Here is a 24,760-nt window from a genome sequence, read left to right on the forward strand (position 1 = left end):
ACCAGTAACTTAACTTCAATCCAGCTCATAGTTGCATCTCGGCATTTGGCGCCGCTACAAAGGCTGTCCTAACTAGGGACGAACGCGGCTGGGGTCTCAGCTCTGCGGCGACAGAATCGCCCGCAGCATCGACAGCATTTCCGAGCGGGACTCCGCACCGAGACGGCGACGAATCCTGGCGACGTGGTGCTCGACGGTCTTCGCGGAGATGAACAGCTGCGCGCCGATATCGCGGTAGGGCATGCCCAGCAACAGCAGCTCGGCCACCTCGCGCTCGCGATCCGACAGCGGGGAGGACGCCTGCCGCGCACCCGTCGGTGCCGGCCCCGACGCCTCGGACACCAGCGGCTGCTGGCCGTCGTCGCCCGCGCTGTCGCCGGCCGACAGTTTCAGGTCGCGGGCGACCTGCAACATGAGTCCCGACACCTTGGGGTCGTTGGTCTGCAGCGCCGCCTGACCGGCCAGCCGGGTGGCATCAGCGGTCAGACCGAACTGTGCCAATCCGCGGGCGGCGGCGCCGACCTCGTCGCCGTCGACCTGCCCGGCGAGCACCCGCAACCAGGTCCGGCCGGCCACGGCCAGCGCCTTGGCGAACGGGCTGTGCGCCGCGGAGGCGGTCAGCGCCTGCCCGTGCGGGGCCACCGCGGCCGGATCACTGGCCAGGATCCCGGCGTGCACGCCGGCCCAGCGCAGCGGCACCGACCAGGTGGGCGGATTGCCCAGCGATTCCAGCAGCCCGAACGCCTGCTCGAGAGCGGGCGCCAGCCGGTCCTGCTGGCCGATCCGGGCCGACGCCACCCACAGCTCACCCAGCGGAAGCAACGAGAACAGGTCGACCGAATACTCGACCAGCACCTCCATCGCGGCGTACCAGTGCTTCTGCAGGGCGCCGGCATCGCCGCCGCGCCGGGCCAGCGCGGTGCGCAGTGCCGCCGTCCACAGCGCATCCCGGCGGTGCGTGCCGTCGAGGCCGGCGATGTCGGCGGCGGCCGCCGCGAATTGGCCGTCCTGCATCCTCGTCCAGCCGAGCAGCAGGCGGTGTCGATGTCCGTACAGCGGCTCGTCGGCGTCCCGGTCGGTACGCACCGCACGGGCGATCACGCTGCGCGCGCGGACCGGGTCACCGCCGTGCAGTGCGGCCAGCGTGACCAGAGCCGCCGGACTGTCCGGTAGTACCTGGGCCGCTGAATACTCCGCGGCCATCGCCGCGCCGAGTTTGGTCGCCGCCGCCGAATAGGGGCCTTGCAACGTCGCCAGCAGTCCCTCTGCCAGGGTGCGCGCAGCGCGGGAGGCCGCGGTCGGGGGGCCCGCGCTCGGCACGGCCAGCGCGCGTTCGGCAGCGGCGGCATCGCCCGTCGCGGTGAGCACGATCGCCGCGGCTGCGCTCACCGCCGCGTCCGGGTAGGGGCCGAGCCAGCTGAAGAGTTCGGACGCCTGCGCCGAGTTGCCGTTGAGCATCGCGACACTGGCGGCCACCCGGACCGCCGCGGCCCGCTCAGCCGGATCCTCCGACGCCAGGAGACTGTCCGCTTCGCTTGCGGCCGAGGAGGATTCGCCGGCCAGGGCCAGCGCATCGGCCAGCTGTGCCCGCAGTTCGACCGCGCCGGCATCGACTGCGGCGCGCAGCAGGGCCGGGTCGGCGCGCCCTGCACCGGCCTGCCTGCGTAGCACCTCGGCCAGTTGCTCGTCACGCACGCCGTGTTCGGCCAACCGCAGCGCCAGGTCCGGTGACAGCGTGGACATCGCGATCTGTGAGCGCAGCAGCGCGGTCTCGACATCGTGGTGGCGCGCGTTGCCGAGAATCTGCGCGACGGCGCGGTGCACCCCGCGCAGGAAGTGCGGACTGTGCGCAGGTTCGACCAGTCCGGTGGCACGGGCCCGATCGATCAGCAGCCTGGCCTCATCGGACGGAACCTGAAGTGTCGCAGCCAGATCAGCGGCGCCGAGATCGCGGCTGAGCGAGGCGATCAGCAGCGCGTCGAGGTCGGGTTCACTGAGCCGGCGCAGCCGGTCGTTGAGCGCGAACAGCGCAGCCTGTGTGATCGACGCCGCCGAGTACGGGCGAGCGGAGGCCAGCGCCGCGTCGACCAGGAACGGGATGCCCGCCGTCGCGACGAGAATGCTGGTCACCAACTCGGTGCGCGGTGGATGGCCGGACGGGTCGGTCATCCGTCGGGATATCTCGGCAGATGTCATCGGCCCCAGGGCGATTCGAGGCCGCTCCCGCTCGATCGCCGTCATCAGGGCCTGCAGGTCCTCGTCGTGGTCCCGCGGCTGCGCCGCCACCACGACCGTCGACGACGGATCGGCGACCAGCTCGGCGAGCCGCTGCAACTCGCCCGGGGACAGCAGGTGCGCGTCGTCGACCACCACGGCGGCATCGGCAGGGTCGCCGTCGACCGACGAGCGGGTCACGACCGGGGAACCGGTGCCGCGCAGAACTTCCCGAACCGCGACGAGCAGGGTGGTCTTGCCCGTGCCGACTCCGCCGGTCACCAGCATCTTGACCGGCCCAGACCCCAGGACACTGAGCGCCTCGTGGGCAGCCGGTGAAAGGCCCTGCGCTGGAATCGAATCGGGCACCGGCGTCAGGCCCCTGGGGGCGACGTCACGCCAGTGATGATGTCGCGGGTGGTCGGCGGCGCGACGGTGGTGGTGATCGGCTTGACGGTGGTGGTCGGCGGAGCCTGCGTTGTCGTCGGCGGCTGCGTAGTCGTGGTCGGCGGCTGTGTGGTGGTGGTCGTCGGCGGAGTTGTGGTGGTTGTGGTCGTCGTTGTGGTGGTTGTGGTCGTCGTCGTGGTCGACGGCGTGGTCGTTGTGGTGGTCGTGGTAGGCGCGGTGGTGGTGGTCGTCGGTATGACCGTGGTGGTCGCCGGGATCGTCGACTCGGTAGGAACCCCGTCGTTGCCGGTGATCGTCACCGTCTGCGGCGGAACGACACTCGTGGCCGGCGCCTCGGTGGGATCGCCGGGTTTGGTGACCCGGGTGGTCGTGGTCGACGGTGTGCTGTCCGCACTCGTGAGGGTGATCGCCAGACCGCCGACCGCCACCGCCGCGAGGGCCGCTGCGATACCGAACAGCAGCGGCGGGCGCCGGTACCACGGCACCGGCGCGGCGACCAGTTCGGTCTCGGAGTCCGTCGGCTCGAACTCCACCATCGGGCGCATCCCGGTGGCCTGCGCCTGCTGCGCGTAGTCGAAGGTGTAGTCGTCGCCGGAATACGGTACCGGCTCCGCGCCGGGCGCATCGTCCTGCGACCAGGCCAGCGCGCGAAACGTCGCCGACGGCGAGCCGTCGGTGGCCGATTCGGTCGCGGCCGCTCCCGCTGTGCCGGCCGCCCAGGCCGCCGGAGCCAGCCCGGTCGGTGCGTCGGCGGCAGCGACTGCCATCCCCGTCGGCGCGTCCGGCGCGCTGCCGCGCGCGGCGATCACGGCCGATCCGATGGCCGCGTTGAGACCCGGCAGCGGCGTGGTGATAACCGGGACGCGCAGTTCTTCGGAAAGCCGTTGCGTCAGAAGCGGTATCGCGGCACCTCCGCCGACGGTTGCGACAGCGGCCAGGTTGACCGCAGGGATCCTGTTGCGCTCCAGCACATCTCCGAGGGTGTCCAGGAAACCGGCGAGCGGCTCGGCGATCAACGCCTCCAGCTCCGGGCGGGTGACCCGGATATCGGCGCGGAAGCCGGGCAGTTCGGCAGACACTACTGTCGCGGTCTCCGACGACAGCCGTTCCTTGGCCTGGCGGCACTCGTCGCGCAGCCGGGTCAGCGCACCGACCGCGTTGGTGCTGGCCGGGTCGACGTTGGCCTGATCGCGGATCCCGGCGAGCACCTGGGTCAGCAGCGCCTGGTCGAGGTGGTCACCGGAGAGATCCGTGAAGCGGACCGTCTCGCCGATCGGCTGCAGGTTGGCACCGGCGTCGGCGAGGGTGATGTTGGCACCGCTGCCGCCGAAGTCGCACAGCGCCACCACCCCTTGCGACGGCAGACCTGGATCAGCCTGCAGCGCGGCCAGCGCGGCCGTCGCATCGGAAATCAGCGCCGGCGCAATGCCGTTGGGCGACGAGGCAGGCCGGGTGCGCAGCGCGCCACGCAGGGCGCCCACGGCACCGGCACCCCAGTACGCAGGGACGGCGACGACCACGGTGGCGACCGGTGAGCCGTCGTCGGCGGCGCGAGCCATCGCCTCGAGCGCGTCGGCTATCAAGTCCTCGCCGCGATGCGGCGAACCATCGGCGGCCACCAACGGCACCGGATCGCCCGCCCGCTCGACGAAGCCACGGAACACCTGGCCGGCCTCGGTGAGATTCGGGCTCGTCAACTCCGGGTTCTGGGAGGGAACGCCGACCTCGGGCGGCCGGTGGTCCCACAACGTCAACACCGACCGGCGGGTTATCGGCTGACGGCCTGGACGTGCCGCCGCCAGGTTGGTCGCTCCGATCGACAACCCCAGCGATTCGCTCAATTCGCACATCCCTCCGCTGCCTGGTCGGCAGCCGTCATCACCATATCCCCTAATGCCTTCCGAACCCCTAAGGCTGCACCCCCTAATGGTGCCGCGGTTCGAGTGGCTTCGACACCGATCACGGCACGCGCGTCCGCCGATAACATTCTTGGCAGCAGCTGGGATTCCACTGTGACTATCGGCGGTAGGAGAGAAGGCGTTTCCATGGCAAATTCGTTGCTGGACTTCGTGATGTCGCTCGTGCGAGATCCCGACGCCGCCGCACGCTACGCCGCGGACCCGGGCGGCGCCATCGCCGACGCCCATCTGACCGACGTGACCAGCGCCGACGTCAACAACCTGATTCCGATGGTGGCCGACTCGCTGTCGGGCCCGCTCTCCGGAGCCGGGTTCGGCCCCGCCGCAGGCACCGGCGACGGAAATGTGTGGGCGAGCGGAGCGGCGACGGCGGCATTCGACGCCTTCGACCACCTGCCCGCGGCCGCCACCGCACCCGAGGTCCACTCGGTGATCACCGATGTCGCCCAGCACGCGGATCAGGCTCCGGCGATGATCTCCGATCTCGGTGTCGACCCCGGCGCGCTGAACCTGCCGGAGGCCGCATCGCAGCTCACCGACACCGTGCTCGACCACGGCGTCACCCCCGACGCCGGCCAGGACTGGGCGGATCCGTCCGCCTGGGGTCACGGCCACCTCGACGACAACCATGGCGCCACCCTGACAACGCCGGAAGACCACGCCGGCTTCGACTTGTTCTGATCCCCCGGCAAATCCCCACGTCCGTAGTGACGTGGGGATTTGTCGTTTCTGGGGCATTCCCTAGGGACCCCCTAATCCCCTAGTGCCCTTCCCCTGGCCGGCCCTAGTAGAGGTCTGGTGACGAGGGGTTTCGGCCCCGTTTTCGCCCGACGGCGTCGTCCATAACGTGGTCTCCAGATCGCCGGAGTCACCGGCGAACACACCGAAAGGTCCGACCATGCTCTCTCTCCTCGACTGGATCCTTGACCTGTTCCGCAACGAGGACGCCGCACGGGCGTTCGTCGCCGCGCCGGAGCAAACCATGCGCGACGCCGGGTTCGCCGGTGTGTCCGCCGCCCAGGTCTCGACGCTGGCCGCCACCGCCGTTCCCGGCCTGGTGCTCGGCGGCGGGGACCCGGTCGTCGGCCTGCAGCGCGCGGTGTCCAACCAGTACGGTTTCGCGCCGGCCTACCAGCCGGTCTACGCGCCGTCGCCGACCTTCGCGCCGCAGACCGACCTGGCCAGCCACAACGACACCTCGCTGCTGAGCCCGGATCAGAATGCCGGCGGCAACGCCCAGCAGGGTGGCTTCAATCTCGGCTTCGGCGACATCACCTTCGGCAACAAGACCACGAATACCGCCACCAACGGTGGCGTGGTGGTCGACGGCAACAACAAGGGTGACATCGTCAGCGGAGACGGCGCCGTGCTGGGCAACGGCAACGACGTGAACAACGGTCACGTGGTCGCCGGAACCGGCTCCAACGTCGCGATCGGCCACAGCCACATCCACGACGACGGCACCACCGCCACCGGCGGCAGCACCGTGATCAAGGACAACAGTGGCACGGTCCTGCACGACGTCGACGCCAGCGGCGGGAACGGCGGCGGAGCGTCGGCCGGCGGCAGCCTGATCGGCCTCGGCGGCGGGCACGCCTCCGGCGGCAACGCGGGCGGCGGCGGCATCACGATCGTCGACAACCACCCGTCGACCAACAGCGGCAACACGGCCAGCTCGCCGGTCAACACCCAGACCCACACCACCACCACGCTGACCGACCACTCCGACAACTCGGTGCACCAGACCACGGTCACCGACAGCTCGACGCACGACTCGTCCAGCCACTCGCTGTTCGACGCCGGTCACGACACCACGCTGGTGAACAGCCACCTCGACAACAGCCATGACATGGCGTTGGCGTCTGGCAACCACCTGCTGGGCTTGTAGAGCAATCCGGCGACGGCGGGGACCTTCAGCAAGTCTGGAGGTCCTCGCCGCTTGCCTGCGCATACGGTGGACCACTGGGAGGACACGTGACGCAACCACAGCAAGACCCGCGCCGGGTGAAGGTGATCGTCGAGCTGATCGATCACACCAGCGCGATCGCCGACCTCAACGACCGCGGCGACCTGGTTGCCCGGCTGGCCGTCGCCAAGGAGCGCATCACCGACCCGCAGATCCGGGTGGTCATCGCGGGCCAGCTCAAGCAGGGCAAGAGCCAGCTGCTCAACTCGCTGCTCAACATGCCGGTGGCACGCGTCGGTGACGACGAGACCACCGCGCTGGTCACCGTGATCAGCTACGCCGAGCAGCCGTCGGCCCGGTTGATCGTCTCGGTCGGCGAGGGTGTGCCGCCGCAGAGCATCGACATCCCGATCGACGACATCCGCCACGACCTGCGCCGCGCGCCGCAAGCGCAGGGCCGGGAGGTGTTGCGGGTCGAGGTCGGTGCACCCAGCCCGCTGCTGCAGGGCGGCCTCGCGTTCATCGACACGCCCGGTGTCGGCGGACACGGACAGCCGCACCTGTCGTCGACTCTGGGGCTGCTCCCGGATGCCGACGCGATGCTGATGATCAGCGACACCAGCCAAGAGTTCACCGAACCCGAGATGCGCTTCATCCGCCAAGCCCACGAGATCTGCCCGGTCGGCGCTGTCGTCGCCACCAAGACCGATCTCTATCCGTACTGGCGCGAGATCGTCTCCGCCAACACCGCGCATCTGCAGCGCGCCGGACTGCAGTTGCCGCTGATCCCGGCGTCCTCCCTGCTGCGCAGCCACGCGATCCAGCTCAACGACAAGGAACTCAACGACGAATCCAACTTCCCGGCGATCGTCGCATGGCTGTCGGAGAAGGTGCTCTCCCGGGAGAACGATGCGGTTCGCGACCATGTCGTCGGCGAAATACGCTCGGCAGCAGAACATCTCAACCTGTCGGTGAACTCCGAGCTGTCGGCGCTGAGCGACCCGGATCAGGCCCGCCGGCTCACCGAGGACCTCGAGCGCCGCAAGCAGGAAGCGCAGGATGCGCTGCAGCAGACCGCGCTGTGGCAGCAGGTCCTCAACGACGGCATCGCCGACCTGACCGCCGACGTCGAACACGATCTGCGAGCACGGTTCCGGGCCATCACCCAGCACATCGAGAGTGTCATCGACGAGGGCGACCCCACCCAGCACTGGGCGGAAATCGGTGCGGAGGTGGAGGATTCGGTTGCCAACGCTGTCGGTGACAACTTCGTGTGGGCCTACCAGCGCGCCGAAGCGCTGGCCGCCGAGGTAGCGCGGACGTTCGTCGAGGCGGGCCTGGACGCCATCAAGATGCCCGAGGTCAGCGCCGCCGAGATGAATGCCGGTGTGGGCCGGCTCAAATCACTGGCCCGCCTCGAATCCAAGCCGATCGGCAAGGGCCACAAGGTGATCACCAGTATGCGTGGCTCCTACGGCGGTGTGCTGATGTTCGGCATGCTCACCTCGGTCGCCGGTCTGGGCATGTTCAACCCGCTGTCGCTGGGCGCGGGGCTGCTGCTCGGACGCAAGGCCTACAAGGAGGACATGGAGAGCCGCATGATGCGGGTCCGTAACGAGGCCAAGACCAATCTGCGTCGCTTCGTCGACGATGTGTTGTTCGTGGTGTCCAAGGAATCCCGTGACCGGCTCAAGAACGTCCAGCGTCAGCTGCGCGACCACTACCGCGAGATCGCCAACCAGACCACCCGCTCGCTCAATGAGTCCTTGCAGTCCACCGTCGCTGCCGCGCGGATGGAGGAGACCGATCGCAACAACCGGATCCGAGAACTCGAACGCCAGGCCAACATTCTCGGCCAGGTGATCGACAACGCCGAAAAGCTGTTCCCCACAGCGCTTTCTACGGCGAGGACGACCGAGTCTCGTTGAGCCGCGGCCCGGACCTGGTGCCCGGCGGGTGGGTGACGCGGGTGGGGAAGGTGCCCGGGAAGGTCGGGGCCACCCGCTCCGACGGTGGAACCTCCGAGGACGGAGTGCTCGACGTGGGCGACGACGTGCCGCTGGTCGTGCTCTCGCCGGGTAACCCGATATCGGTCGTCGACAGCCGCACGCTGGGATAGGACGTGCTCGTCGATCCTGCGGTGGTCTTCGCGATGTGCGGTGCGTCGGGGATGTACGTGCCGGGCGGCGGGACGGTCTCGGTGTCCGTCCGGCTCCACTCGCTCGACATCGTCACCACCGCATAGACCAGGATCGCGACCACCGCGAGCCCGAGCAGCCCGGCGGCCGAGGTGGCAGCCGCCGAGCGGTACCACGGCGCCTTGTGCTGGGGCATGGCGGCTGATCCTAGCCGTGATGCGGGTGGACCGCCGGACCGTAGACTCGTCGTTCGATGAGCACCAGCGATCAGGTTCGCGCCATCCTGGGTGGCACCCGTCGCGCGTACCAGGGTGAACCGGCATACCGCGAGCGGCCCGATGTCTTCAACGAGCTGGACCGCATCGCCGGGCGGCTCAACCAGCCGATCCGCATCGCGCTGGCCGGGACGCTCAAAGCCGGCAAGTCCACTCTGGTCAACGCGCTGGTGGGGGAGAACATCGCGCCCACGGATGCGACCGAGGCCACTCGCATCGTCACGTGGTTCCGGCACGGCCCGATCCCGAAGGTCACCGCCAATCATGTCGGCGGACGGCGCTCGAACGTGCCGATCGCCCGCGATGGTGGGCTGACCTTCGACTTCGGCCGCCTCGACGCCAACGACATCGTCGACCTCGACGTCGAGTGGCCTGCCGCCGAGTTGATCGACGCGACGATCATCGACACGCCCGGCACGTCATCGCTGTCGCGCGATGTCTCCGAACGCACGCTGCGACTGCTGGTGCCCGAGGACGGTGTGCCGCGAGTCGACGCGGTGGTGTTCCTGCTGCGGACGCTCAACGCGGCGGACATCGCACTGCTCAAGCAGATCGGGGAGCTGGTCGGCGGATCCTCGGGTGCGCTCGGGGTGATCGGGGTGGCTTCGCGGGCCGACGAGATCGGCGCAGGCCGCCTCGATGCGATGATGTCGGCCAAGGATGTCGCCCAACGATTTACCGGTGAACTCGACCGGACCGGCATCTGTCAGGCGGTGGTTCCGGTCTCGGGACTGTTGGCGCTGACCGCCCGGACCCTGCGGCAGAGCGAGTTCGCCGCGCTGGAGAAGCTGGCCGCTGTCGACGCCAACGAACTGAACAAGGCGATGCTTTCCGTGGACCGCTTCGTCCGCGAGGACAGCGCACTGCCGGTCGACGCGCAGACCCGTGCGCAGATCCTGGACCGCTTCGGCATGTTTGGCCTGCGGATCTCGATCGCGGTGTTGCGGGTGGGCGTGGCAACGGATTCCGTCACCCTGGCCGACGAGCTGCTCGAGCGCAGCGGGCTGGTCGCGCTGCGCGACGTGATCGACCAGCAGTTCGCGCAGCGCTCCGAACTGCTCAAGGCACACACGGCCCTGGTCTCGTTGCGCCGGTTCGTCGAGATGCACCCGATCACCGCGACGCCGTACATCATCGCCGACATCGACCCGCTGCTGGCGGACACTCACGCCTTCGAGGAACTCCGGCTGCTCAGCCAACTACGTTCTCGACCAACGACTTTGACCGAAGACGAGATGGCCTCGCTGCGTCGGGTGATCGGTGGGTCCGGTACCGACGCCGCGAGCCGGCTGGGACTGACCGCCGAAACGCCGGGCGATGGGCCGCGTGCGGCCTTCGCGGCGGCGCAACGTTGGCGTCGGCGCGCCGACCATCCACTGAACGACCCGTTCACCACCAGGGCGTGTCGCGCCGCGGTGCGCAGCGCCGAAGCGCTGGTCGCGATGTACGCCGCGGGCGGTTAGCCGCCGCCCGGCCGCGGGAAGCCCGGGATCGTCGGCAGCACCCGCTGCGTCGTGGTCACCGTCTCGGTCACCGTGCTCACCGAGGTCGACACCGACGTGCTGGTGCTTGTGCTCGTACTCGTGCTGGTCGACGGCGCTTCGGTGGTCGTCGTCGTGGTCGGCGTGTCCGTCGTGGTGGCGGGGGCCTGCGTCGCAGTCGGGGATTCGGTCACTGTCTGGGTGACACCCGGCTCCGGTGCGACCGTCGCGGATGTCGCGGCCGTGGTCGACGTTGTCGGCGACGTCGTCGTGGTCGCCGGGCTGGACCCGTCGCTACCGGTGAACTTCACGATCGCGTAGACCAGCAGGGCCAGGATCGCCGCGGTCAGCACTCCCAGGCCGACGAGCGCCGCAGGCTTGCGGTACCAGGGGGTCGGCTCGGGCGGCGGCGGGTAGTCGCCGTACCCGGTCGGAGCTCCGTAACCAGATTGCTGGTAGTCGCTATATGCCTCGCCGCCGGTACCGCCGTAGTTTGCGTACTGCGTCGGGTCACTGTCGGAGTAGTTGTTCGGGTCGTCGGGGGATCCGTCGCGCGCCACGGGTTCAGATTCTAACCGTCAGCCGCTGCCCGGTTGATTGGGGAAGGCCGGGCGGTGGGTGGGACGGACGCTGATCTGCGGCGGCCGGGTCTGCGGGGTGGTCACGTTCGGGCGGCCGCCGTCGTTCTGCTGCGGATAGCGCGGATACCAGGTGCCCTGCGGCGGTGCCGGCGGCGGGCTCTCCGGTGGTGGCGGCGGAGGCGGTGGTGGCTCGGGCGGCTGCGAACTGGTCAGCGCCGTGGTGGTCGGCGGGCTGGTGGAGGTCGACGGGGTGGTGGTGGACTGCTCTGAGTCATCGGAGTCCAGCGCCACCAGAAGGACCGCCGCGACCAGGATCGCCACCCCGGCCACACCGATCGCGGCGAGTGCCAGCGTCGCCTGCTTCTTGCGGTACCACGGCCGTTCCGGGAACCAGAACGCGTCGGGAGCGAACGGGTCGAAGCCGTCGTCGGCGGTGACCACCGGCAGCGCGGGATCAGTCGGCGGGTCGGTGTCATCAGCCGGGGGTGTGTCGGCGACAGGTGAAGACCCCGGATACGGCTGCTCCGGATAGGGCCCGAACGGGTCACCGAACGGGACGGGCGATGCCTCGTCGACATCCCCGGCGGGGTCGTGCTTCGCCACGGCTATTCATGCTAAACGGCTCGCCAGGGCCGATGCAGTGTTCGGCAATCAGGCGAGTTGCCGGACCACCTCGGTGGCGAACAGTTCGACGTGGTCGATATCGGACATATCCAGCAGCTGGAGGTACACCCGTTGCACGCCAGCCTCGATGAACGGCCCCAACCGGTCGACGATTTCGCCGGGCGTGCCGACCAGCGGCGTGTTGGTCCGCAGCTCGTCGACCTCGCGGGAAATCGCCTGCGCACGCCGGCTGATCTCGGCGTCGTCGCGACCGGCGCACACCACGAACGCCGCGGAATACACGATGTCCTCGGGTGCGCGACCGGCGTCGCTCAGCGCGGCGCGCACGCGGGCGTACTGGGGCTTGACGAAGTCCAGGGCGGGGAACGCGAGGTTGTATTCGGCGCCGTACCGGGCGACCAGGGCGGGCGTCCGTTTGGGGCCGTTGCCGCCGATGATGATCGGCGGATGGGGGTCCTGCGCCGGCTTGGGCAGCGCGGGCGAGTCTTTGACGGTGTAGTGGGTTCCGGCGTAGTCGAAGGTCTGGCCTGTCGGTGTGGTCCACAGGCCGGTGATGATGTCGAGTTGTTCGCGCAGCCGCTCGAACCGCTCACCCAGCGGCGGGAACGGGATGGCGTAGGCGAGATGCTCCGCGTCGAACCAGCCGGCGCCGATACCGAGATCGACCCGGCCCGAGCTCATCGCGTCGACCTGTGCCACCGAGATGGCGAGCGGCCCCGGGTGGCGGAAGGTGGCGGAGGTGACCAGCGTGCCGAGCCGGATCGTGTTGGTCTCCCGTGCGATGCCGGCCAGCGTCACCCAGGAGTCGGTGGGGCCGGGCAAGCCGTCGCCGCTCATCGCCAGGTAGTGGTCGGAGCGGAAAAATGCTGAGTAGCCCAGGGATTCGGCGGCCTGGGCCACCGCCAGCTGATCGGTGTAGCCGGCACCTTGCTGGGGTTCGACGAAGACGCGGAAGTCCATATCGCCCAGCTTAGAAAACCTGCGCTCCTTGTGTCCCGACGACCATCCCGTGCCCGGTGCCGTCGTTGGTGAAGCGGGTGCCGTCGCTGCGGGCATCGATGGTCCAGCCGACCGCGTGGTAGGTGGCGTAGTCGAGCGTGGTGGTGGGGATGTCGCCGAGGTTGCCGAGGATCCAGCGCAGGTTGCCGTCGGCGGTCACTTCGACACCGTTGGCAGGGGTGCCGTTGATGGCGGGGGCGTTGGTGAAATTCGATTCGCAGCCGACCGACTGTGAATTGAGCTGGCAGCGGGTCTGGCCGGACTTGGTTTCGATGTAGACGTAGCCGGTCTCGCTGGGCGGCAGGGTCTGGCCGCCCGGGTTGGGCACCGTGGGCGACGGGGTGGGCGACGACGTCGGCGCCGGCGTGGAGACGGTCGGCTTGCTGGTGGGAAAGCTCGGTTCTCCGCCCGGTCCGCAGCCCGGGCATCGGGCCGCGCCGTCTGTGGTGGAGCTGCACCCGGCGGCAACGCCGGCTGTCATCAGCCAGACCACCGCCACACCGGCCTTCATGCCGTTGGATATCCGCACGCCGAACTCCTGCCGTCGAATGTCAGGGTACGCATGCAGTGACGGAAGTGACTCCAGTGACTCGCGGGGTTGAGTTCGACGACGGCGATCTCGGAACTCGGTCCCCACGATCGGGCTAGATTCGACGTAGCGATGAAAGGGTGCGTCCATGACCGACACCGGCCGCCTGTTGTTCAACCCGAACACCTACGACCCGCAACAATTCGATGCCGAGACGCGGCGCCAGCTCACCGCGTTGATCGGGTGGTTCGAGGAGCGCGGCAAGGCGCGCCTGCTCCAAGACGACCACGACGCGGTATGGGTGTCGGACTTTCTGGACTTCGTCGCCCACGAGCGGATCTTCGCCACGTTCCTGACCCCGTCGGAATTCGGCATCGGGGACGACAACAAGCGTTGGGACACCTCCCGCAACGCCGCACTCAGCGAGATCCTCGGTTTCTACGGCCTGGCGTACTGGTACGCCGAGCAGGTCACCATCCTCGGATTGGGCCCAATCTGGCAGAGCGACAACATCAAAGCGAAGGAACGGGCCGCCGCACAGCTCGATGCCGGCGGGGTGATGGCGTTCGCGTTGTCCGAACGTGAGCACGGTGCCGACATCTACGACACCGACATGATCCTCACGCCGGCCGACGACGAAGGCCTGGCCTTCCGGGCCAGCGGCGAGAAGTACTACATCGGCAACGGCAACGTGGCGGGCATGGTGTCGGTGTTCTCCCGCCGCTCCGACGTCGAAGGTCCGGACGGCTACGTGTGGTTCGTCGCGGACAGCGCGCACCCGGCCTACGAACTGATCGGCAACGTCGTGCGCGGGCAGATGTACGTCAGCACATTCGCGCTGCACGACTATCCGGTGCGTGAGGAAGACATCTTGTGCGTTGGGCCCGAAGCATTTTCGGTGGCTCTCAATACCGTCAACGTCGGAAAGTTCAATCTGTGCACAGCATCGATCGGGATGTGTGAGCACGCGTTCTACGAGGCGATCACCCACGCCAACAATCGAATCCTGTACGGCAACCCGGTCACCGACTTCCCGCACGTGCAGGCCGGGCTGGTCGAGGCATATGCCCGCTTGGCCGCGATGAAGCTGTTCAGCGACCGCGCAATCGATTACTTCCGCAGTGCCAGTCTCGAGGACCGTCGCTATCTTCTGTTCAACCCGGCGACAAAGGCGAAGGTGACATCCGAGGGCGAGAAGGTGGTGGTCCAGCTGTGGGACATCATGGCCGCCAAGGGTTTCGAACGTGACACCTACTTCACCCAGGTCACCCGCCTCATCGGCGCACTGCCGCGGCTGGAGGGTACGGTCCACGTCAACGTCGCCCAGATCCTCAAATTCATGCCCAACTATCTGCTCAACCCGGCGGACTATCCCGAGATCGGCACCCGCGACGACGCGTGCGACGACACGTTCTTCTGGGCGCAGGGCCCGGCGCGCGGCGCCTCCAAGGTGCAGTTCGCCGACTGGGTGCCGGTGTTCGAAAGTGCCTCCGCCATACCGAACGTCGCCCGGTTCCTCGAGCAGGCGCGGGCGCTGCAGCAGTTGCTGCTCACCGCCGCCCCCGACGCCGAACAACAGAAGGACCTCGACTTCATGCTGGTCATCGGTCACCTGTTCACCCTGGTGGTGTACGGGCAGCTGATTCTGGAGCAGGCACGGCTGCGCGGAATCGACCCGGATCTGGTGGACCAGATTTTCGACGTGCAGGTGCGGGACTTCTCGGCCTACGCGGTCGCGCTCCACGGCAAGGCGAGTTCGACTCCGGCGCAACAGGAGTGGGCGCTCGGCGCGGTGCGCAAACCCGTTACCGACACTGATCGCTTCAACCGGGTATGGGGACAGGTCAAAGCGTACGACGGTGCATATGCGATGCGTCCGTAGGATCTGGCCGCGTCTCAGGTGAAGCGCGTGAACTGCTTGAACTTTCGCAAGTACGGCACCAGCCGTCGGGCCGGAACCGGGCCCGGCCAGTCATCGGAACGGAAATAGGCGTCGGACCCGCCGTCAACGAAAACGACACTGCCGCAGAGGAAATCCGCGGAATCGGACAGCATGAAGACGACCCAGTCGGCCAGATGCCCGGCGTCGCCGAAACCGCCGATCGGTACCGGGAACGAATTGATGGCCTTGGCCTCAGCCGGGGTGGACAGCTGCTTCTCCAGCAGTGGCGTCAGGATGGCGCCCGGAGCGAGGGCATTGAGGCGGATTCCGGCGCCGGCCCAGTCGCGGGTCACCGCGTTACGGCGTACCCAGCGGCTCAGCGCCACCTTGGACGCGCCGTATGCCATCGACGACGCGGCGCGACCGAAGATGCGCAGGGCCCGAGCGGCCTTGTCGCCGTCACCCGCGAGCAACGCCCGGATGGCGCGGGCTGGTATCGCCGGCATGGTGGTCGTCGAATTGCTGGAGAACGCGACGACTTTGGTGCGTTCACCGGCGGCCAGCGCGGGACGCCACGCCTGCAGCAATTCGACGACGCCGAAGTAGTTGACCTCCAGGATGCGGCGCGGTTGGTCACGGCCCGGGGTCGGTCCGACCCCGGCCGCCAGCACTGCACCGTCGAGGCGTCCACCGCAGGCGTCCAGGACGGCGTCAGCGGCCGCGCGGCGACCGGACGGCGTCGAGAGGTCGGCCACCACGTCGGCGAGTTGAACGTCGACCCCGATCACGGTGTGCCCGTTGGTCCGCAGCCGCTCAGCGACTGCCCGACCCATGCCCGATGCGGAGCCGGTGACGACGTAGGTGCTCATCGGAGTGAGTATGGCCTACCGGTGTCGCGCGGTCAGGCCACCAACACCGAGGGCGCGTTCTGTGTCGCACCGGCCGGCGGATCCTGCGGGTAACCCTTCGCGAAGATGTCCACCCCGGTCATCCAGGCCACCAGTTCGGCGAGCGCGCTGGTGGCTGCGATCGACACATTCCCGAGGACCTGAACCACCACCTGTGACACCGCGGCGAGCTGGCTGATCAGGAAGACGTTCTGGTCGACGATGCCCTGCAGCGTGGCATTCAGACTGGTGATGCCGCCGTCCAGGAAGTACGGGATGCTCGCGAAGATCGTCCGCACGCTCAGCGCGACGTTGGTTTGGATGTCCGGCCAGCCGTTGCGCGCGATCGCGTCGTTGAGCGCCTGCTGCAGATCGTTCGGGGTGACCGAGCTGGAACCCAGCGTCGTCAGCGAGACCCCGTTGGATCCCGGCGGCGGGGGAGCACCGAACAGGTCCAGGACGGTGGGCGTGACGTCGACGATCGAGTACGCCAGGTTCATCTGCCCCGCGGTGAAGCCGGCGCCGTTGGCGATCACCCACGTCGAGGTCTCGTCGGGGGACTGGAATCCGTGACCGAAGCCCAGTTGCGGCTGATGGCCGTGATCGGTGACGACGATGACGGTCCAGTTCTCGCCGGAGGTGTTGACCGCTTCCATGATCGCGCCGAGGTTCTCATCGGTGCGATGGATGGCATCAGCGTATTGCTGTGAGCCACCGCCGAATTGGTGCCCGGCCTCGTCGACCTGCACCAGGTAGGAGAACAGGAAGTTCGGGGGCTCACCACTCTGGATCGCCGCGACGGTCTGAGCGGTCACCTCGGCGTCGGTCAGCGACCAGTTGGAATCACCGGGGACCTGCGGGACCAGCACCGGCGTGTCGACGGGGTAGAGGCCCGCCCCGGCGATGTCGGTGATGACGTTCCAGTCCGCGATCGCCATGGTCTTGATATCGGAGTTGTAGGCCTCGAGCTGATTGAACACCGTCGGCCACTTCATATACGTGTCGGCGGTGAAGATGTTGTTGATGACGCCGGTCTGGTTGTCCCACGCCCCGGTCAGGATCGCGGTCCACGACGGGTTGGAGATCGTGGTGTGGCCGACGATCGACGCGATGCCGGTGGTGCTGGCGTTCATCAGGCTGACGAAGTTCACGTTCAGGTCGGGTTGGGCGAGGATCCGCCGCATGTTCGTGCCGTCGACGCCGATCACCAGCACGTGGGTGTTGGTCGGGTCGGCGAGGTTGTTGGTGACGACCACGGCCGACGCGCTGATGTTGCGGTCCCGGTAGGAGTAGGCGGTGCTCTTGGCGCCGGCGGGCGGAGCAGGCAACGGCGGTAGCGGCAGCGCCGGGAGCTTCGGAAGTGCGAGCGCCGCCGCGACTTTCAGTGGCGCGATGGCTGCGGTGGTCCGCTTCGTCGTGGGGGCAGCGACCGATGCGCTCGGTGCCGGTGTCCGCTTCGGACCGGTGACCGCGCTGCCGGCCTTCGTCGCCGGCTTGCGTGAACGGGCCGTCGACGCCGACGACGACGCCGAGGTGCCGCGCGATGCGCTGTGCGAATCGGGTGACCCGGTATCGGCGGACGCCACCGCGGTCGCCACCGCTGAGCCGGCTCCGGCGACCACGCCGGCCACCGCAACTCCCAGACACACCTGCTTGATCGTTGTCATACCTGAAGTCCCCGATCCGTCGCCTACAGTTATTGCACAGCTGTCGCACAGACTAGATCTGCGGCGCATCCCCGCATGGCGTTTCGGCGACGCCGTTACGATCTGTCCGGTGGACGTCGACGTCATGACCACCGCGCTGCCTTTGCACGAAATCGGCAGCCTCGCGCAGCGCACCCAGGCCGCCGGGTTCTCCGGCATGCTCTTCACCGAGACCGGCCGCACCCCGTACCTCAACGCCGCGGTGGCGTCGCAGGCCGCGCCTGGCCTCGAGTTCTCCACCGGTGTGGCGGTGGCGTTCCCGCGCAGCCCGTTCATCACGGCAGCGACCGCGTGGGAACTGCAGGAGGGCACCGGCGGACGCTTCCGGCTGGGACTGGGCACCCAGGTGCGCACCCACGTCGTGCGGCGGTACGGCACACAGTTCGAACGTCCGGGTCCGCGACTGCGCGACTATGTGCTGGCCGTCAAGGCCTGCTTCGCCGCCTTCCGCACCGGCACCCTCGACCATCACGGCGAGTTCTACGACCTGGACTTCATCACCCCGCAGTGGAGCGCCGGACCCATCGACGAGCCGGACCCCAAGGTCGACATCGCGGCGGTGAACCCCTGGATGCTTCGGATGGCCGGCGAGGTGGCCGACGGTGTGCACGTCCATCCGATCGGAGAACCCGGTTACATCGCCCGCCATGTGGTGCCCAAAGTCGCTGAGGGCGCGGTGAAATCGGGGCGCTCGGCGTCCGATATCGCGCTGATCGTGCCGGTGATGACCATCGTCGGTGACACCGACGAGGAACGCGCGGCCGAGCGGGAGCGGGTGCGGTTCTCCATGAGCTTCTACGGCAGCACCCCCAACTATGCGTTCATCTGGGACGAGGCCGGTTTCGAGGGCACCACCGCCCGCATCCGCGAGAAGCAGAAGGCCGGCGATATCAACGGGATGGCGGCGCAGATCACCGACGACCACATCGCCACGTTCGCCACCGAGTCCACCTGGGACGGGCTGGCCGGCGCGCTGACCGAGAGATACGGCGACACCGCGACCCGCATCGTGCTCTACAACGCGCTCGGCGACGGCGAGCGATTCGAGCGTTACGGCGAGGTGGCACGACAACTCTCGCAAAGCACCGCGCGCCCAGGGCCTGCGGCGCGGTAACCTGCCGCCATGCCAGCGCGGATGAGCCCGTGAGCACACACCTCGCCGTGATCGCGACGCTCGCGGTCGCGTTGTTGTTCAGTCCGGAGACGCTGGTCCTCGGGCTGGTGGTTGCCAGCGACAAGGTGGTGCCGCGGCAGGCCACCCTCGCATTCTCCGCGGGCGCGATCACCGGTATCGCCTTCTCCACCGGCATCGGGGTCGGCATCGCCGCCCTGACCGGCGCTCCGAACACCGCGTCCGCCGAGCATGCCTCGTGGCCAGGCTTCATCGTGCGGATCCTGATCGCCGCGGCACTGCTGGCGATCGGCATCCGCCGCGCGATCGGCGCGGTGCGGCACAAACCGATCACCGATGTGTCCAAGCCGCAGCATCAGCCGGGCCGGTTGCGTGCCCGGCTCACCGAACGCTTTCCCGGACTGAATCCGAAGGCTGATCTGCCTGCCCGCCAACGCATCACCCGTGCGGCGATGGCCGGCTTCACCGTCTGCGGACTGCATCCCAAGGTGTTCCCGATCGCGATCGCCGCCGGTCATCAGATCCTGGAGATCGGCAATCGCCCGGAACGCGCACTCGGGGCCGTCGTCTTCGCGGTGATCGCACTCATCCCCGCGCTGGCGCCGACCGTCGTCGAGCTGGTAAGGCCGGGGGCCGCCGACCGGATCAAGGAAAGCTACGAACGGATCATGAAGGTGCACGGTCGGTGGATCGTCGCCGTGCTGCTGCTCGCCGCGGCCGCATTCGTCGGCTACAACGCATTCGATCACCTGCCGAAGCACTGACGGCGTGAATCCCGTTACGGCGGAGGACAACCCGATCCGCTTGGGCGGCCTGCTCAGCGGTGTGCTGCTGACCCAGGTTGCCAATAGTGCGGTCCATCTGGCGCAGCCACTGTTGGTTGCCGACCTGTCCGGGTCGTTGGGCACCGCCGCGTTCTTCTCCGCGTTCGGCACCGCCCTGCACATGGTGGGCACCTACCTCGGCGGCTGGCCGACCGAGCGGTTCGGCGCCCGCCGCGTGCTGGCGGTGTCGACGCTATTGCGCGGCGTCGTGCTGGCCGGCGTCCCGGCGGCGATGGCCCTCGGTCTGTTGAGCCTGACGTGGGCCGTCGTCTGCTACAGCGCGGAGGCGCTGATTCGCGGGTACGTCGACACGTCGGTGCACACCATTCCCCTCGAGCTGGCCGGGCACCAGCCTCGGCTCCTGGACAAGATCAACTCGCGCTACGAACTGGCCTTCGAACTGGGGGCGGTCGTCGGCCCGCTCATGCTCAGCGGGTTGATGATCTGGTCAGCGGAAATCGTGTCGCACATCGTGATTCCAGTGGGTTTCGCGCTGTCGGCGGCATGCTATCTGCTGATTCCCGAACGTCCGGCCATCCCGATCGACGACCGCAACCACACCCACGGTGGGGCATGGGCAGGCGTGCGGTACATCCTCCGACACCGGTCCCTGCTCATGGTGGTCGTCGGACTGATGTTGTTCCACCTCTACGAGTTACGCAAAGACCTGAGCGCGTTCTTCGCCAAAGGCCTTCTGCACCAACCGCATATGGCCGGTCACATCGGATCGGCGTTCGCCCTCGGCGGGGTGGCGGGTGCACTGCTGTACACGGTCACCCAGCGCCGCGGCTCTGGACGTGGCTGGATGCTCGCGGGTGTGGGCGGGACGTTGTTGCTCGCGGTGGGCTGGATGCCGGTGAACCTGTGGGTCATGGTGGTGGCGGTCTTCATCTTCGGCGTCACCAACGTCTGCGCCCGGTTGGTCCTGACCCGCTGGCGGCAGGAGCTGACCCCGCTGGAACATGCGGGCGGTGTCACTGCCGCAACGGAATTCGGCCGGACAGCAGCCTCGGTCGGAGTGGACAGTCTGGTCGGTGGTGCGTTCAGCTCGGGCGGGAGCGCCTACGAATCCTTCGGCATCGTGGGCGGCGTGCTCGGGGTGTTCGCCGTCGCGCAGGTCGCGGTTGCCCGGTACTTCGTCCGGCGAGGAAGCCCGAACCTCTAGGCCGCGTTGATCGTGATGGTCGTTGGGTCGACGGTCGGCAGCGACAGTTCCACATTCGACACGGTTACCGAGCCCAGCGCCCCGACCGCGCGGTAGGAGGCCGAGGACCCGAACACCTGCAGGGTGACCTTCTGGCCGGGTTTGAGTGTCTGGGCCACCATCTCGAGGTCGACGTCGGCGACGCGCTCGGTGCCGTCCAGCGTCACCTTGATCGGGGTCACCTGATTGCCCAGCACCTGACCGGTGGAGTTGTCGACGAGCTGGGCGTAGAGGTGATCCCCTGAGCCGGTCCCCGAATAGGTGAAGCTCAGATGCGGTGCGCCGACGACGTAGGTGGTCGAGGTGACGGCCGGCGTTGTGTAGTTCAGCGCGTCGATGGCACGTGACGATCCGATCGGCACCACCCCGAACAACCCACCTGCTCCCAGGAACGGCACCAGCGGCAGCGTCCGGGTCTTGGTGCTGGACAACAGCACCGGGTCGCTGGGCGTCAGATCGTAGGAGGCCGACGAAAGGTGTTGGCCCCGTTGGTCAACCCATTCGAACTGCGGGCCGGTTTGCACCGTCGCGTCTTGCTTGACGTAGTGATCGAGCCACTCGAGGGTGCGCTGTTGGACCAGCACGCCGCCGGTGTTGAACAGGTCGTTGGTGCACAGGCCGTGGCCGCCGCAGAACCAGATCACCTTGGTGTCGACGTTGTTGCCGATCAGCGCCAATGCGTTGGCGTTGGCCTCCTGCAAGGTGAACAGGGTGTCGACGGTGCCCTCGATCAACAGTGTGGGGGCGGTGATCTGGCTGAGAAGATCGGTCGGGAGCCCGGGGCCGCGTTCCTCCAGCAGCGCCACGTCTGCCGGCGTCAAATGTCCGGTCAGGTCGCCATAGATGGTGGCGGGAATGATCTTCGGATTGGTGCGGGCCAGCGTGAGGACCAGCACGGTCGACAGCAGCGTTCCCCAGCCGCTCTTGAACGACTCAGCCTTGTAGAGCGAGCTGGTCAGGCTGTTCCAGGCGATGGTCGGCACGATCGCGTCGACCCGGTGATCGGTTGCCGCCGTGACCAATTGGATGCCACCGCCGTAGGACGCACCGACCATGCCCATCCGGGGATCGAGGTCGGACGGTTGGCCGTCGAGCTTGACCTCCGGTTGGGTGGCGACCCAGCTGATGATCGCCGACACGTCGCGGGCCTCGTAGTCCGGCGAGTCGATCTGCAGCTGGCCACCCGAACTGTATTCACCGCGGGGTCCCACGTCACGACGTTGTACCCGGCCTTGCGCAGGGCGAGGATGCTCGGCATTCCCAGGGCATTGGTGAGAACGCCGTCGATGACGCTGCCGTCGATGCTGGTCTGGCCGGGCATGCCAAGCCCGGGCCCGTAGAAGATCGTCGGCGCCTGGGTGCCTTCCTGCAATCCGGACGCCGGCATGAAGTGGACGTAGATCTGGGTGCCGTCGAACGAGACCACCTTGACGTCGCGAGGTTGTGCGGCGTTGGGCGACGCGCCCGGATGCACCGGATAGCCGAACAGCGGATGCAGCACATCGCCGAAGACCGGGATCTGGTGGATGAACGCCACGATCGGGGTGAACACGACCGGACCCAGGACCGGGATGTGTTGCAGGAACGCCAGCGGCGCGGTCTGCGGGATGGCCACCACCCCGGTGGGGATGGCGGGCACAGCTGCGGTGGGCACCGCAGTGGTCGCCGCGGCCACGGTGCGTTGGGTCTGGGCGGTGGCCTGCGCCTCGCGACGAGATGCGGCGGCCAGCACCAACGTCACCGGGGAATCGATCGGTGCCGTCGGATCGTCGGTGACGGTGCGGGTCGCGGTCGCGGTGGCGGTCGCCCGCGGCGTGATCACCGACCGAACGGTCGCCCGCGAAGTGGTCTTGGTTGCGGCCGTGCCGGAATCGGCGCTGACCGTCCTCGCGCTCTTCGCCACCCCGCTGTGTTGCGCCCCCGCCCGCGGTCCAGCGGTGCTGGCCGACGACGAATCCGCGGAACCGGCCGGCGCGGCAGTGGCCTGTCCGGCCCCGGTGGCGATCGCGACGCCGATCCCCAGCGCTACCGCAAGCCCACCGATACGACCGACAAACGCCCCTGCACCCATTCGTCTATAAGTAGCTTGGCGTGACGGATGTGTCTTGCGGTTCGCCCAACCTGTGACAAGTCTGACGATCTCGTCAAAAAATTCGGCATCCGTCGATGCCGAGAGGGTGGGGCGAGCGCTGGCCGTTGGGGCCGCGATGACGCAAGTGACGTGAGTTGGGAAAGCTGAATCATGGATTGCGAAGGGAGCCAGCAATGCCCACCATCACCACGTCCGACGGCGTCGAAATCTTCTACAAGGACTGGGGTTCCGGTCAGCCGATCGTCTTCAGTCACGGCTGGCCGCTGACGGCCGATGACTGGGACGCGCAGATGACGTTCTTCCTGCAGAACGGCTATCGGGTGATCGCGCACGACCGGCGTGGGCACGGGCGCTCTGATCAGGTCGGGATCGGTAACGACATGGAGCACTGGGTTGCCGACCTTGCCGCGTTGACCGGGCACCTCGATCTTCGCGGTGCCGTCCACATTGGGCATTCCACCGGCGGCGGCGAGGTCGCCCGCTACGTCGCGCGTTACCAGGACCGCGTCGCGAAGGCGGTGTTGGTTGCCTCGTTGACGCCAAACATGTTGCGCAGCAATGAAAATCCCGGAGGCCAGCCGCGGGAGTGGTTCGACGCGGTGCAGGCGGGAGTCCTGACCAACCGGTCGCAGTTCTACCGGGAGGTACCCGAGGGCCCGTTCTACGGATTCAACCGTCCTGGTGTCGAGCCGTCCGAGGCGGTTATCGCGAACTGGTGGCGCCAGGGCATGGCCGGCAGTGCCCAGGCCCATTACGAGACGGTGTTCTCCTGGCTCGAGGACTACTCCGAGGATCTGAAGAAGATCACGGTCCCCGTCCTGGTGATGCACGGCGACGACGACCAGATCGTCCCGTATGCCAGCTCGGTGCCCCGGGCGGTGGACCTGCTGTCCAACGGTTCGCTGAAGACCTATCCCGGCTATCCGCACGGGATGCTCACCACGCATGCGGACGTCCTTAACCCGGACCTGCTGGCGTTTGTGAGCTCCTGAGCCGCCGCTGGTGGCGTTCCGCCCAGAGGTGACTTTCGCAGGTGGCGCGGGCGCCATAGAGTTTCATGATCCATTCGGAAGGGAGCGCCGTGGCCGACAAGCTGAAGGTTGATGTCTACGGCCTGCTCCGCGGTGGATCCGCTATCGGTGAGCAGGCAACTGCCCTGTCGGCGTCCCACCTGCAGTCGATGGTGGGACTCAGTGACGCCGAATCCGGATGGGTGGGCTCATCGGCCGACGCGCTGGTACGCATGGCTGGCTTGTGGCAGCGGGTATCCGATCAGCACTACACCGCACTCACCCGGCAGGCCGCACACGTTGCGGCGGCAGCCCGGACGTTCCAGGCCGTGGACGAGCGCAGCGCTGCTGAACTCGAGCAGGTCGGTGACCACGCAGGCGGCGTCAGCGAGCTCGATGTGCGCTGAGTCTCGAGGGTCGCGCGATTCAGCTCAATAGGAGAATTGGTACGAATACGGCTTCGAACGCCAGTACTCCCAAACAGGCATAGAACGCGCCGCGAGCGACGTGCCAGTGACTCTTGAAGGGCAGCACCGCAGCCACACCAGCAACCACGGCGGGAAACAGCGGAGCGAGCGGCCAAAGGAATCCAAACGTCAGGATCACCGATGCGAAGCCGGTGAAAAGGCCGACGAGCAGCGCGACGGGGTGCTGATCCTCGAGGGCTGTCGGACCCGTTGTCGTGTGCGGCGGTCTATCGATGGTCGTCACCCTCTCCACGAAATCGCATGCGTCAAGAGACCGGGCAGCCAAACCACAAGCACCGGCGTAACACCGGTGAGTGGGGCCAGGATCAAACCAATTGCGAAGGCGCCATTGGAAGTACCGCCGCGGCGGTACACAAGTGCTCCGGCGATCACCATAACCACCGCGGCGACGCATACTGAGATGACTGCCGGTGCAGATGCCTTCGAAGCCAGAATGGCACCCGCTGCAAGACCCCAGAACA

At 67.8% G+C, this 24,760-nt stretch carries 21 protein-coding genes; 10 read left to right on the forward strand and 11 right to left on the reverse strand.

What is annotated here, in order from left to right:
• Window positions 1-96: 96 nt before the first annotated feature.
• Both iniR and D3H54_RS02480 read right to left on the reverse strand, forming a co-directional pair.
• Window positions 97-2,583, reverse strand: coding sequence for an isoniazid response ATPase/transcriptional regulator IniR (gene iniR, locus D3H54_RS02475; RefSeq protein WP_210419636.1), 2,487 nt, complete (start codon window positions 2,581-2,583; stop codon window positions 97-99).
• Window positions 2,584-2,588: 5 nt separating this feature from the next.
• Window positions 2,589-4,463: an Hsp70 family protein gene (locus tag D3H54_RS02480; RefSeq protein ID WP_149377708.1), complete on the reverse strand. Its 1,875-nt coding sequence runs from the start codon at window positions 4,461-4,463 to the stop codon at window positions 2,589-2,591.
• A 204-nt stretch (window positions 4,464-4,667) separates the two neighbouring features.
• Here D3H54_RS02480 and D3H54_RS31440 point away from each other — a divergent pair, with 204 nt between their 5' ends.
• The 3 genes from D3H54_RS31440 (at window position 4,668) to D3H54_RS02495 (ending at window position 8,375) form a co-directional block, all read left to right on the forward strand.
• Window positions 4,668-5,222, forward strand: coding sequence for an Rv0340 family IniB-related protein (locus D3H54_RS31440; RefSeq protein WP_210419637.1), 555 nt, complete (start codon window positions 4,668-4,670; stop codon window positions 5,220-5,222).
• A 217-nt stretch (window positions 5,223-5,439) separates the two neighbouring features.
• The gene (locus D3H54_RS02490) at window positions 5,440-6,429 is read left to right on the forward strand and encodes an IniB N-terminal domain-containing protein (protein WP_149377709.1); all 990 of its coding nucleotides are present in this window, start codon (window positions 5,440-5,442) and stop codon (window positions 6,427-6,429) included.
• Between the two features lie 86 nt (window positions 6,430-6,515).
• Complete coding sequence (locus tag D3H54_RS02495; RefSeq protein WP_168214753.1) at window positions 6,516-8,375, forward strand: dynamin family protein; 1,860 nt, start codon at window positions 6,516-6,518, stop codon at window positions 8,373-8,375.
• Here D3H54_RS02495 and D3H54_RS02500 read toward each other — a convergent pair.
• Entirely contained in the window at window positions 8,347-8,781 is a 435-nt protein-coding gene (locus D3H54_RS02500) for a hypothetical protein (RefSeq protein ID WP_149377710.1), read from the reverse strand. The two genes, D3H54_RS02495 and D3H54_RS02500, sit on opposite strands and share 29 nt — an antisense overlap.
• Window positions 8,782-8,838: 57 nt before the next feature.
• Between D3H54_RS02500 and D3H54_RS02505 the strand changes: the two genes are divergently transcribed.
• Window positions 8,839-10,323, forward strand: coding sequence for a dynamin family protein (locus D3H54_RS02505; protein ID WP_149377711.1), 1,485 nt, complete (start codon window positions 8,839-8,841; stop codon window positions 10,321-10,323).
• Here the strand turns inward: D3H54_RS02505 and D3H54_RS02510 are convergent.
• The 4 genes from D3H54_RS02510 to D3H54_RS02525 are packed head-to-tail and all read right to left on the reverse strand — an operon-like array spanning window position 10,320 to window position 13,074.
• Complete coding sequence (locus D3H54_RS02510) at window positions 10,320-10,901, reverse strand: hypothetical protein (protein ID WP_149377712.1); 582 nt, start codon at window positions 10,899-10,901, stop codon at window positions 10,320-10,322. The two genes, D3H54_RS02505 and D3H54_RS02510, sit on opposite strands and share 4 nt — an antisense overlap.
• Before the next feature lie 18 nt (window positions 10,902-10,919).
• Window positions 10,920-11,525: a hypothetical protein gene (locus D3H54_RS02515; protein WP_149377713.1), complete on the reverse strand. Its 606-nt coding sequence runs from the start codon at window positions 11,523-11,525 to the stop codon at window positions 10,920-10,922.
• 48 nt (window positions 11,526-11,573) lie between these two features.
• Window positions 11,574-12,506, reverse strand: coding sequence for an LLM class F420-dependent oxidoreductase (locus D3H54_RS02520; RefSeq protein ID WP_149377714.1), 933 nt, complete (start codon window positions 12,504-12,506; stop codon window positions 11,574-11,576).
• Between the two features lie 10 nt (window positions 12,507-12,516).
• Window positions 12,517-13,074: a hypothetical protein gene (locus tag D3H54_RS02525; RefSeq protein ID WP_149377715.1), complete on the reverse strand. Its 558-nt coding sequence runs from the start codon at window positions 13,072-13,074 to the stop codon at window positions 12,517-12,519.
• Window positions 13,075-13,222: 148 nt separating this feature from the next.
• Here D3H54_RS02525 and D3H54_RS02530 point away from each other — a divergent pair, with 148 nt between their 5' ends.
• Window positions 13,223-14,956 carry an acyl-CoA dehydrogenase family protein gene (locus D3H54_RS02530; RefSeq protein WP_149377716.1) on the forward strand — a complete coding sequence of 578 codons (1,734 nt, stop codon included), beginning with the start codon at window positions 13,223-13,225 and terminating at the stop codon, window positions 14,954-14,956.
• 14 nt (window positions 14,957-14,970) lie between these two features.
• On the opposite strand, the gene D3H54_RS02535 is transcribed toward D3H54_RS02530, so the two are convergent.
• On the reverse strand, window positions 14,971-15,825 hold the full coding sequence (locus D3H54_RS02535) for an SDR family oxidoreductase (RefSeq protein ID WP_149377717.1): 855 nt from the start codon (window positions 15,823-15,825) through the stop codon (window positions 14,971-14,973).
• A gap of 32 nt (window positions 15,826-15,857) precedes the next feature.
• Window positions 15,858-17,510 carry an alkaline phosphatase family protein gene (locus tag D3H54_RS02540; protein WP_168214754.1) on the reverse strand — a complete coding sequence of 551 codons (1,653 nt, stop codon included), beginning with the start codon at window positions 17,508-17,510 and terminating at the stop codon, window positions 15,858-15,860.
• A gap of 109 nt (window positions 17,511-17,619) precedes the next feature.
• On the opposite strand from D3H54_RS02540, the gene D3H54_RS02545 reads away from it, so the two are divergent.
• The 3 genes from D3H54_RS02545 to D3H54_RS02555 are packed head-to-tail and all read left to right on the forward strand — an operon-like array spanning window position 17,620 to window position 20,670.
• Window positions 17,620-18,663, forward strand: coding sequence for a TIGR03617 family F420-dependent LLM class oxidoreductase (locus D3H54_RS02545; RefSeq protein ID WP_149377719.1), 1,044 nt, complete (start codon window positions 17,620-17,622; stop codon window positions 18,661-18,663).
• 29 nt (window positions 18,664-18,692) lie between these two features.
• Window positions 18,693-19,445 (forward strand): GAP family protein, encoded by a 753-nt coding sequence (locus D3H54_RS02550; RefSeq protein WP_168214755.1) that lies wholly within the window; start codon window positions 18,693-18,695, stop codon window positions 19,443-19,445.
• Between the two features lie 4 nt (window positions 19,446-19,449).
• Entirely contained in the window at window positions 19,450-20,670 is a 1,221-nt protein-coding gene (locus D3H54_RS02555; RefSeq protein ID WP_168214756.1) for an MFS transporter, read from the forward strand.
• Here D3H54_RS02555 and D3H54_RS31605 read toward each other — a convergent pair.
• A complete protein-coding gene (locus D3H54_RS31605; protein WP_286199089.1) occupies window positions 20,667-21,920 on the reverse strand; it encodes a CocE/NonD family hydrolase in 1,254 nt (417 codons plus the stop codon). The genes D3H54_RS02555 and D3H54_RS31605 overlap by 4 nt on opposite strands.
• A gap of 1,054 nt (window positions 21,921-22,974) precedes the next feature.
• On the opposite strand from D3H54_RS31605, the gene D3H54_RS02565 reads away from it, so the two are divergent.
• Both D3H54_RS02565 and D3H54_RS02570 read left to right on the forward strand, forming a co-directional pair.
• A complete protein-coding gene (locus D3H54_RS02565; RefSeq protein ID WP_149377722.1) occupies window positions 22,975-23,793 on the forward strand; it encodes an alpha/beta fold hydrolase in 819 nt (272 codons plus the stop codon).
• An 89-nt stretch (window positions 23,794-23,882) separates the two neighbouring features.
• On the forward strand, window positions 23,883-24,218 hold the full coding sequence (locus tag D3H54_RS02570) for a WXG100 family type VII secretion target (protein ID WP_149377723.1): 336 nt from the start codon (window positions 23,883-23,885) through the stop codon (window positions 24,216-24,218).
• 19 nt (window positions 24,219-24,237) lie between these two features.
• On the opposite strand, the gene D3H54_RS02575 is transcribed toward D3H54_RS02570, so the two are convergent.
• Window positions 24,238-24,522 carry a hypothetical protein gene (locus tag D3H54_RS02575; RefSeq protein ID WP_286199090.1) on the reverse strand — a complete coding sequence of 95 codons (285 nt, stop codon included), beginning with the start codon at window positions 24,520-24,522 and terminating at the stop codon, window positions 24,238-24,240.
• Window positions 24,523-24,760: the final 238 nt, after the last annotated feature.

This window comes from Mycobacterium sp. ELW1 (assembly GCF_008329905.1).
Lineage (GTDB): Bacteria > Actinomycetota > Actinomycetes > Mycobacteriales > Mycobacteriaceae > Mycobacterium.

Bases quoted from the DNA above. Each gene is read 5' to 3' on its own strand.
- D3H54_RS02535 (WP_149377717.1), bottom strand. From the start codon at position 15,825: ATGAGCACCTACGTCGTCACCGGCTCCGCATCGGGCATGGGTCGGGCA.
- D3H54_RS02540 (WP_168214754.1), bottom strand. From the start codon at position 17,510: ATGACAACGATCAAGCAGGTGTGTCTGGGAGTTGCGGTGGCCGGCGTG.
- D3H54_RS02490 (WP_149377709.1), top strand. From the start codon at position 5,440: ATGCTCTCTCTCCTCGACTGGATCCTTGACCTGTTCCGCAACGAGGAC.
- D3H54_RS02520 (WP_149377714.1), bottom strand. From the start codon at position 12,506: ATGGACTTCCGCGTCTTCGTCGAACCCCAGCAAGGTGCCGGCTACACC.
- D3H54_RS31440 (WP_210419637.1), top strand. From the start codon at position 4,668: ATGGCAAATTCGTTGCTGGACTTCGTGATGTCGCTCGTGCGAGATCCC.
- D3H54_RS02500 (WP_149377710.1), bottom strand. From the start codon at position 8,781: ATGCCCCAGCACAAGGCGCCGTGGTACCGCTCGGCGGCTGCCACCTCG.
- D3H54_RS02505 (WP_149377711.1), top strand. From the start codon at position 8,839: ATGAGCACCAGCGATCAGGTTCGCGCCATCCTGGGTGGCACCCGTCGC.
- D3H54_RS02530 (WP_149377716.1), top strand. From the start codon at position 13,223: ATGACCGACACCGGCCGCCTGTTGTTCAACCCGAACACCTACGACCCG.
- D3H54_RS02565 (WP_149377722.1), top strand. From the start codon at position 22,975: ATGCCCACCATCACCACGTCCGACGGCGTCGAAATCTTCTACAAGGAC.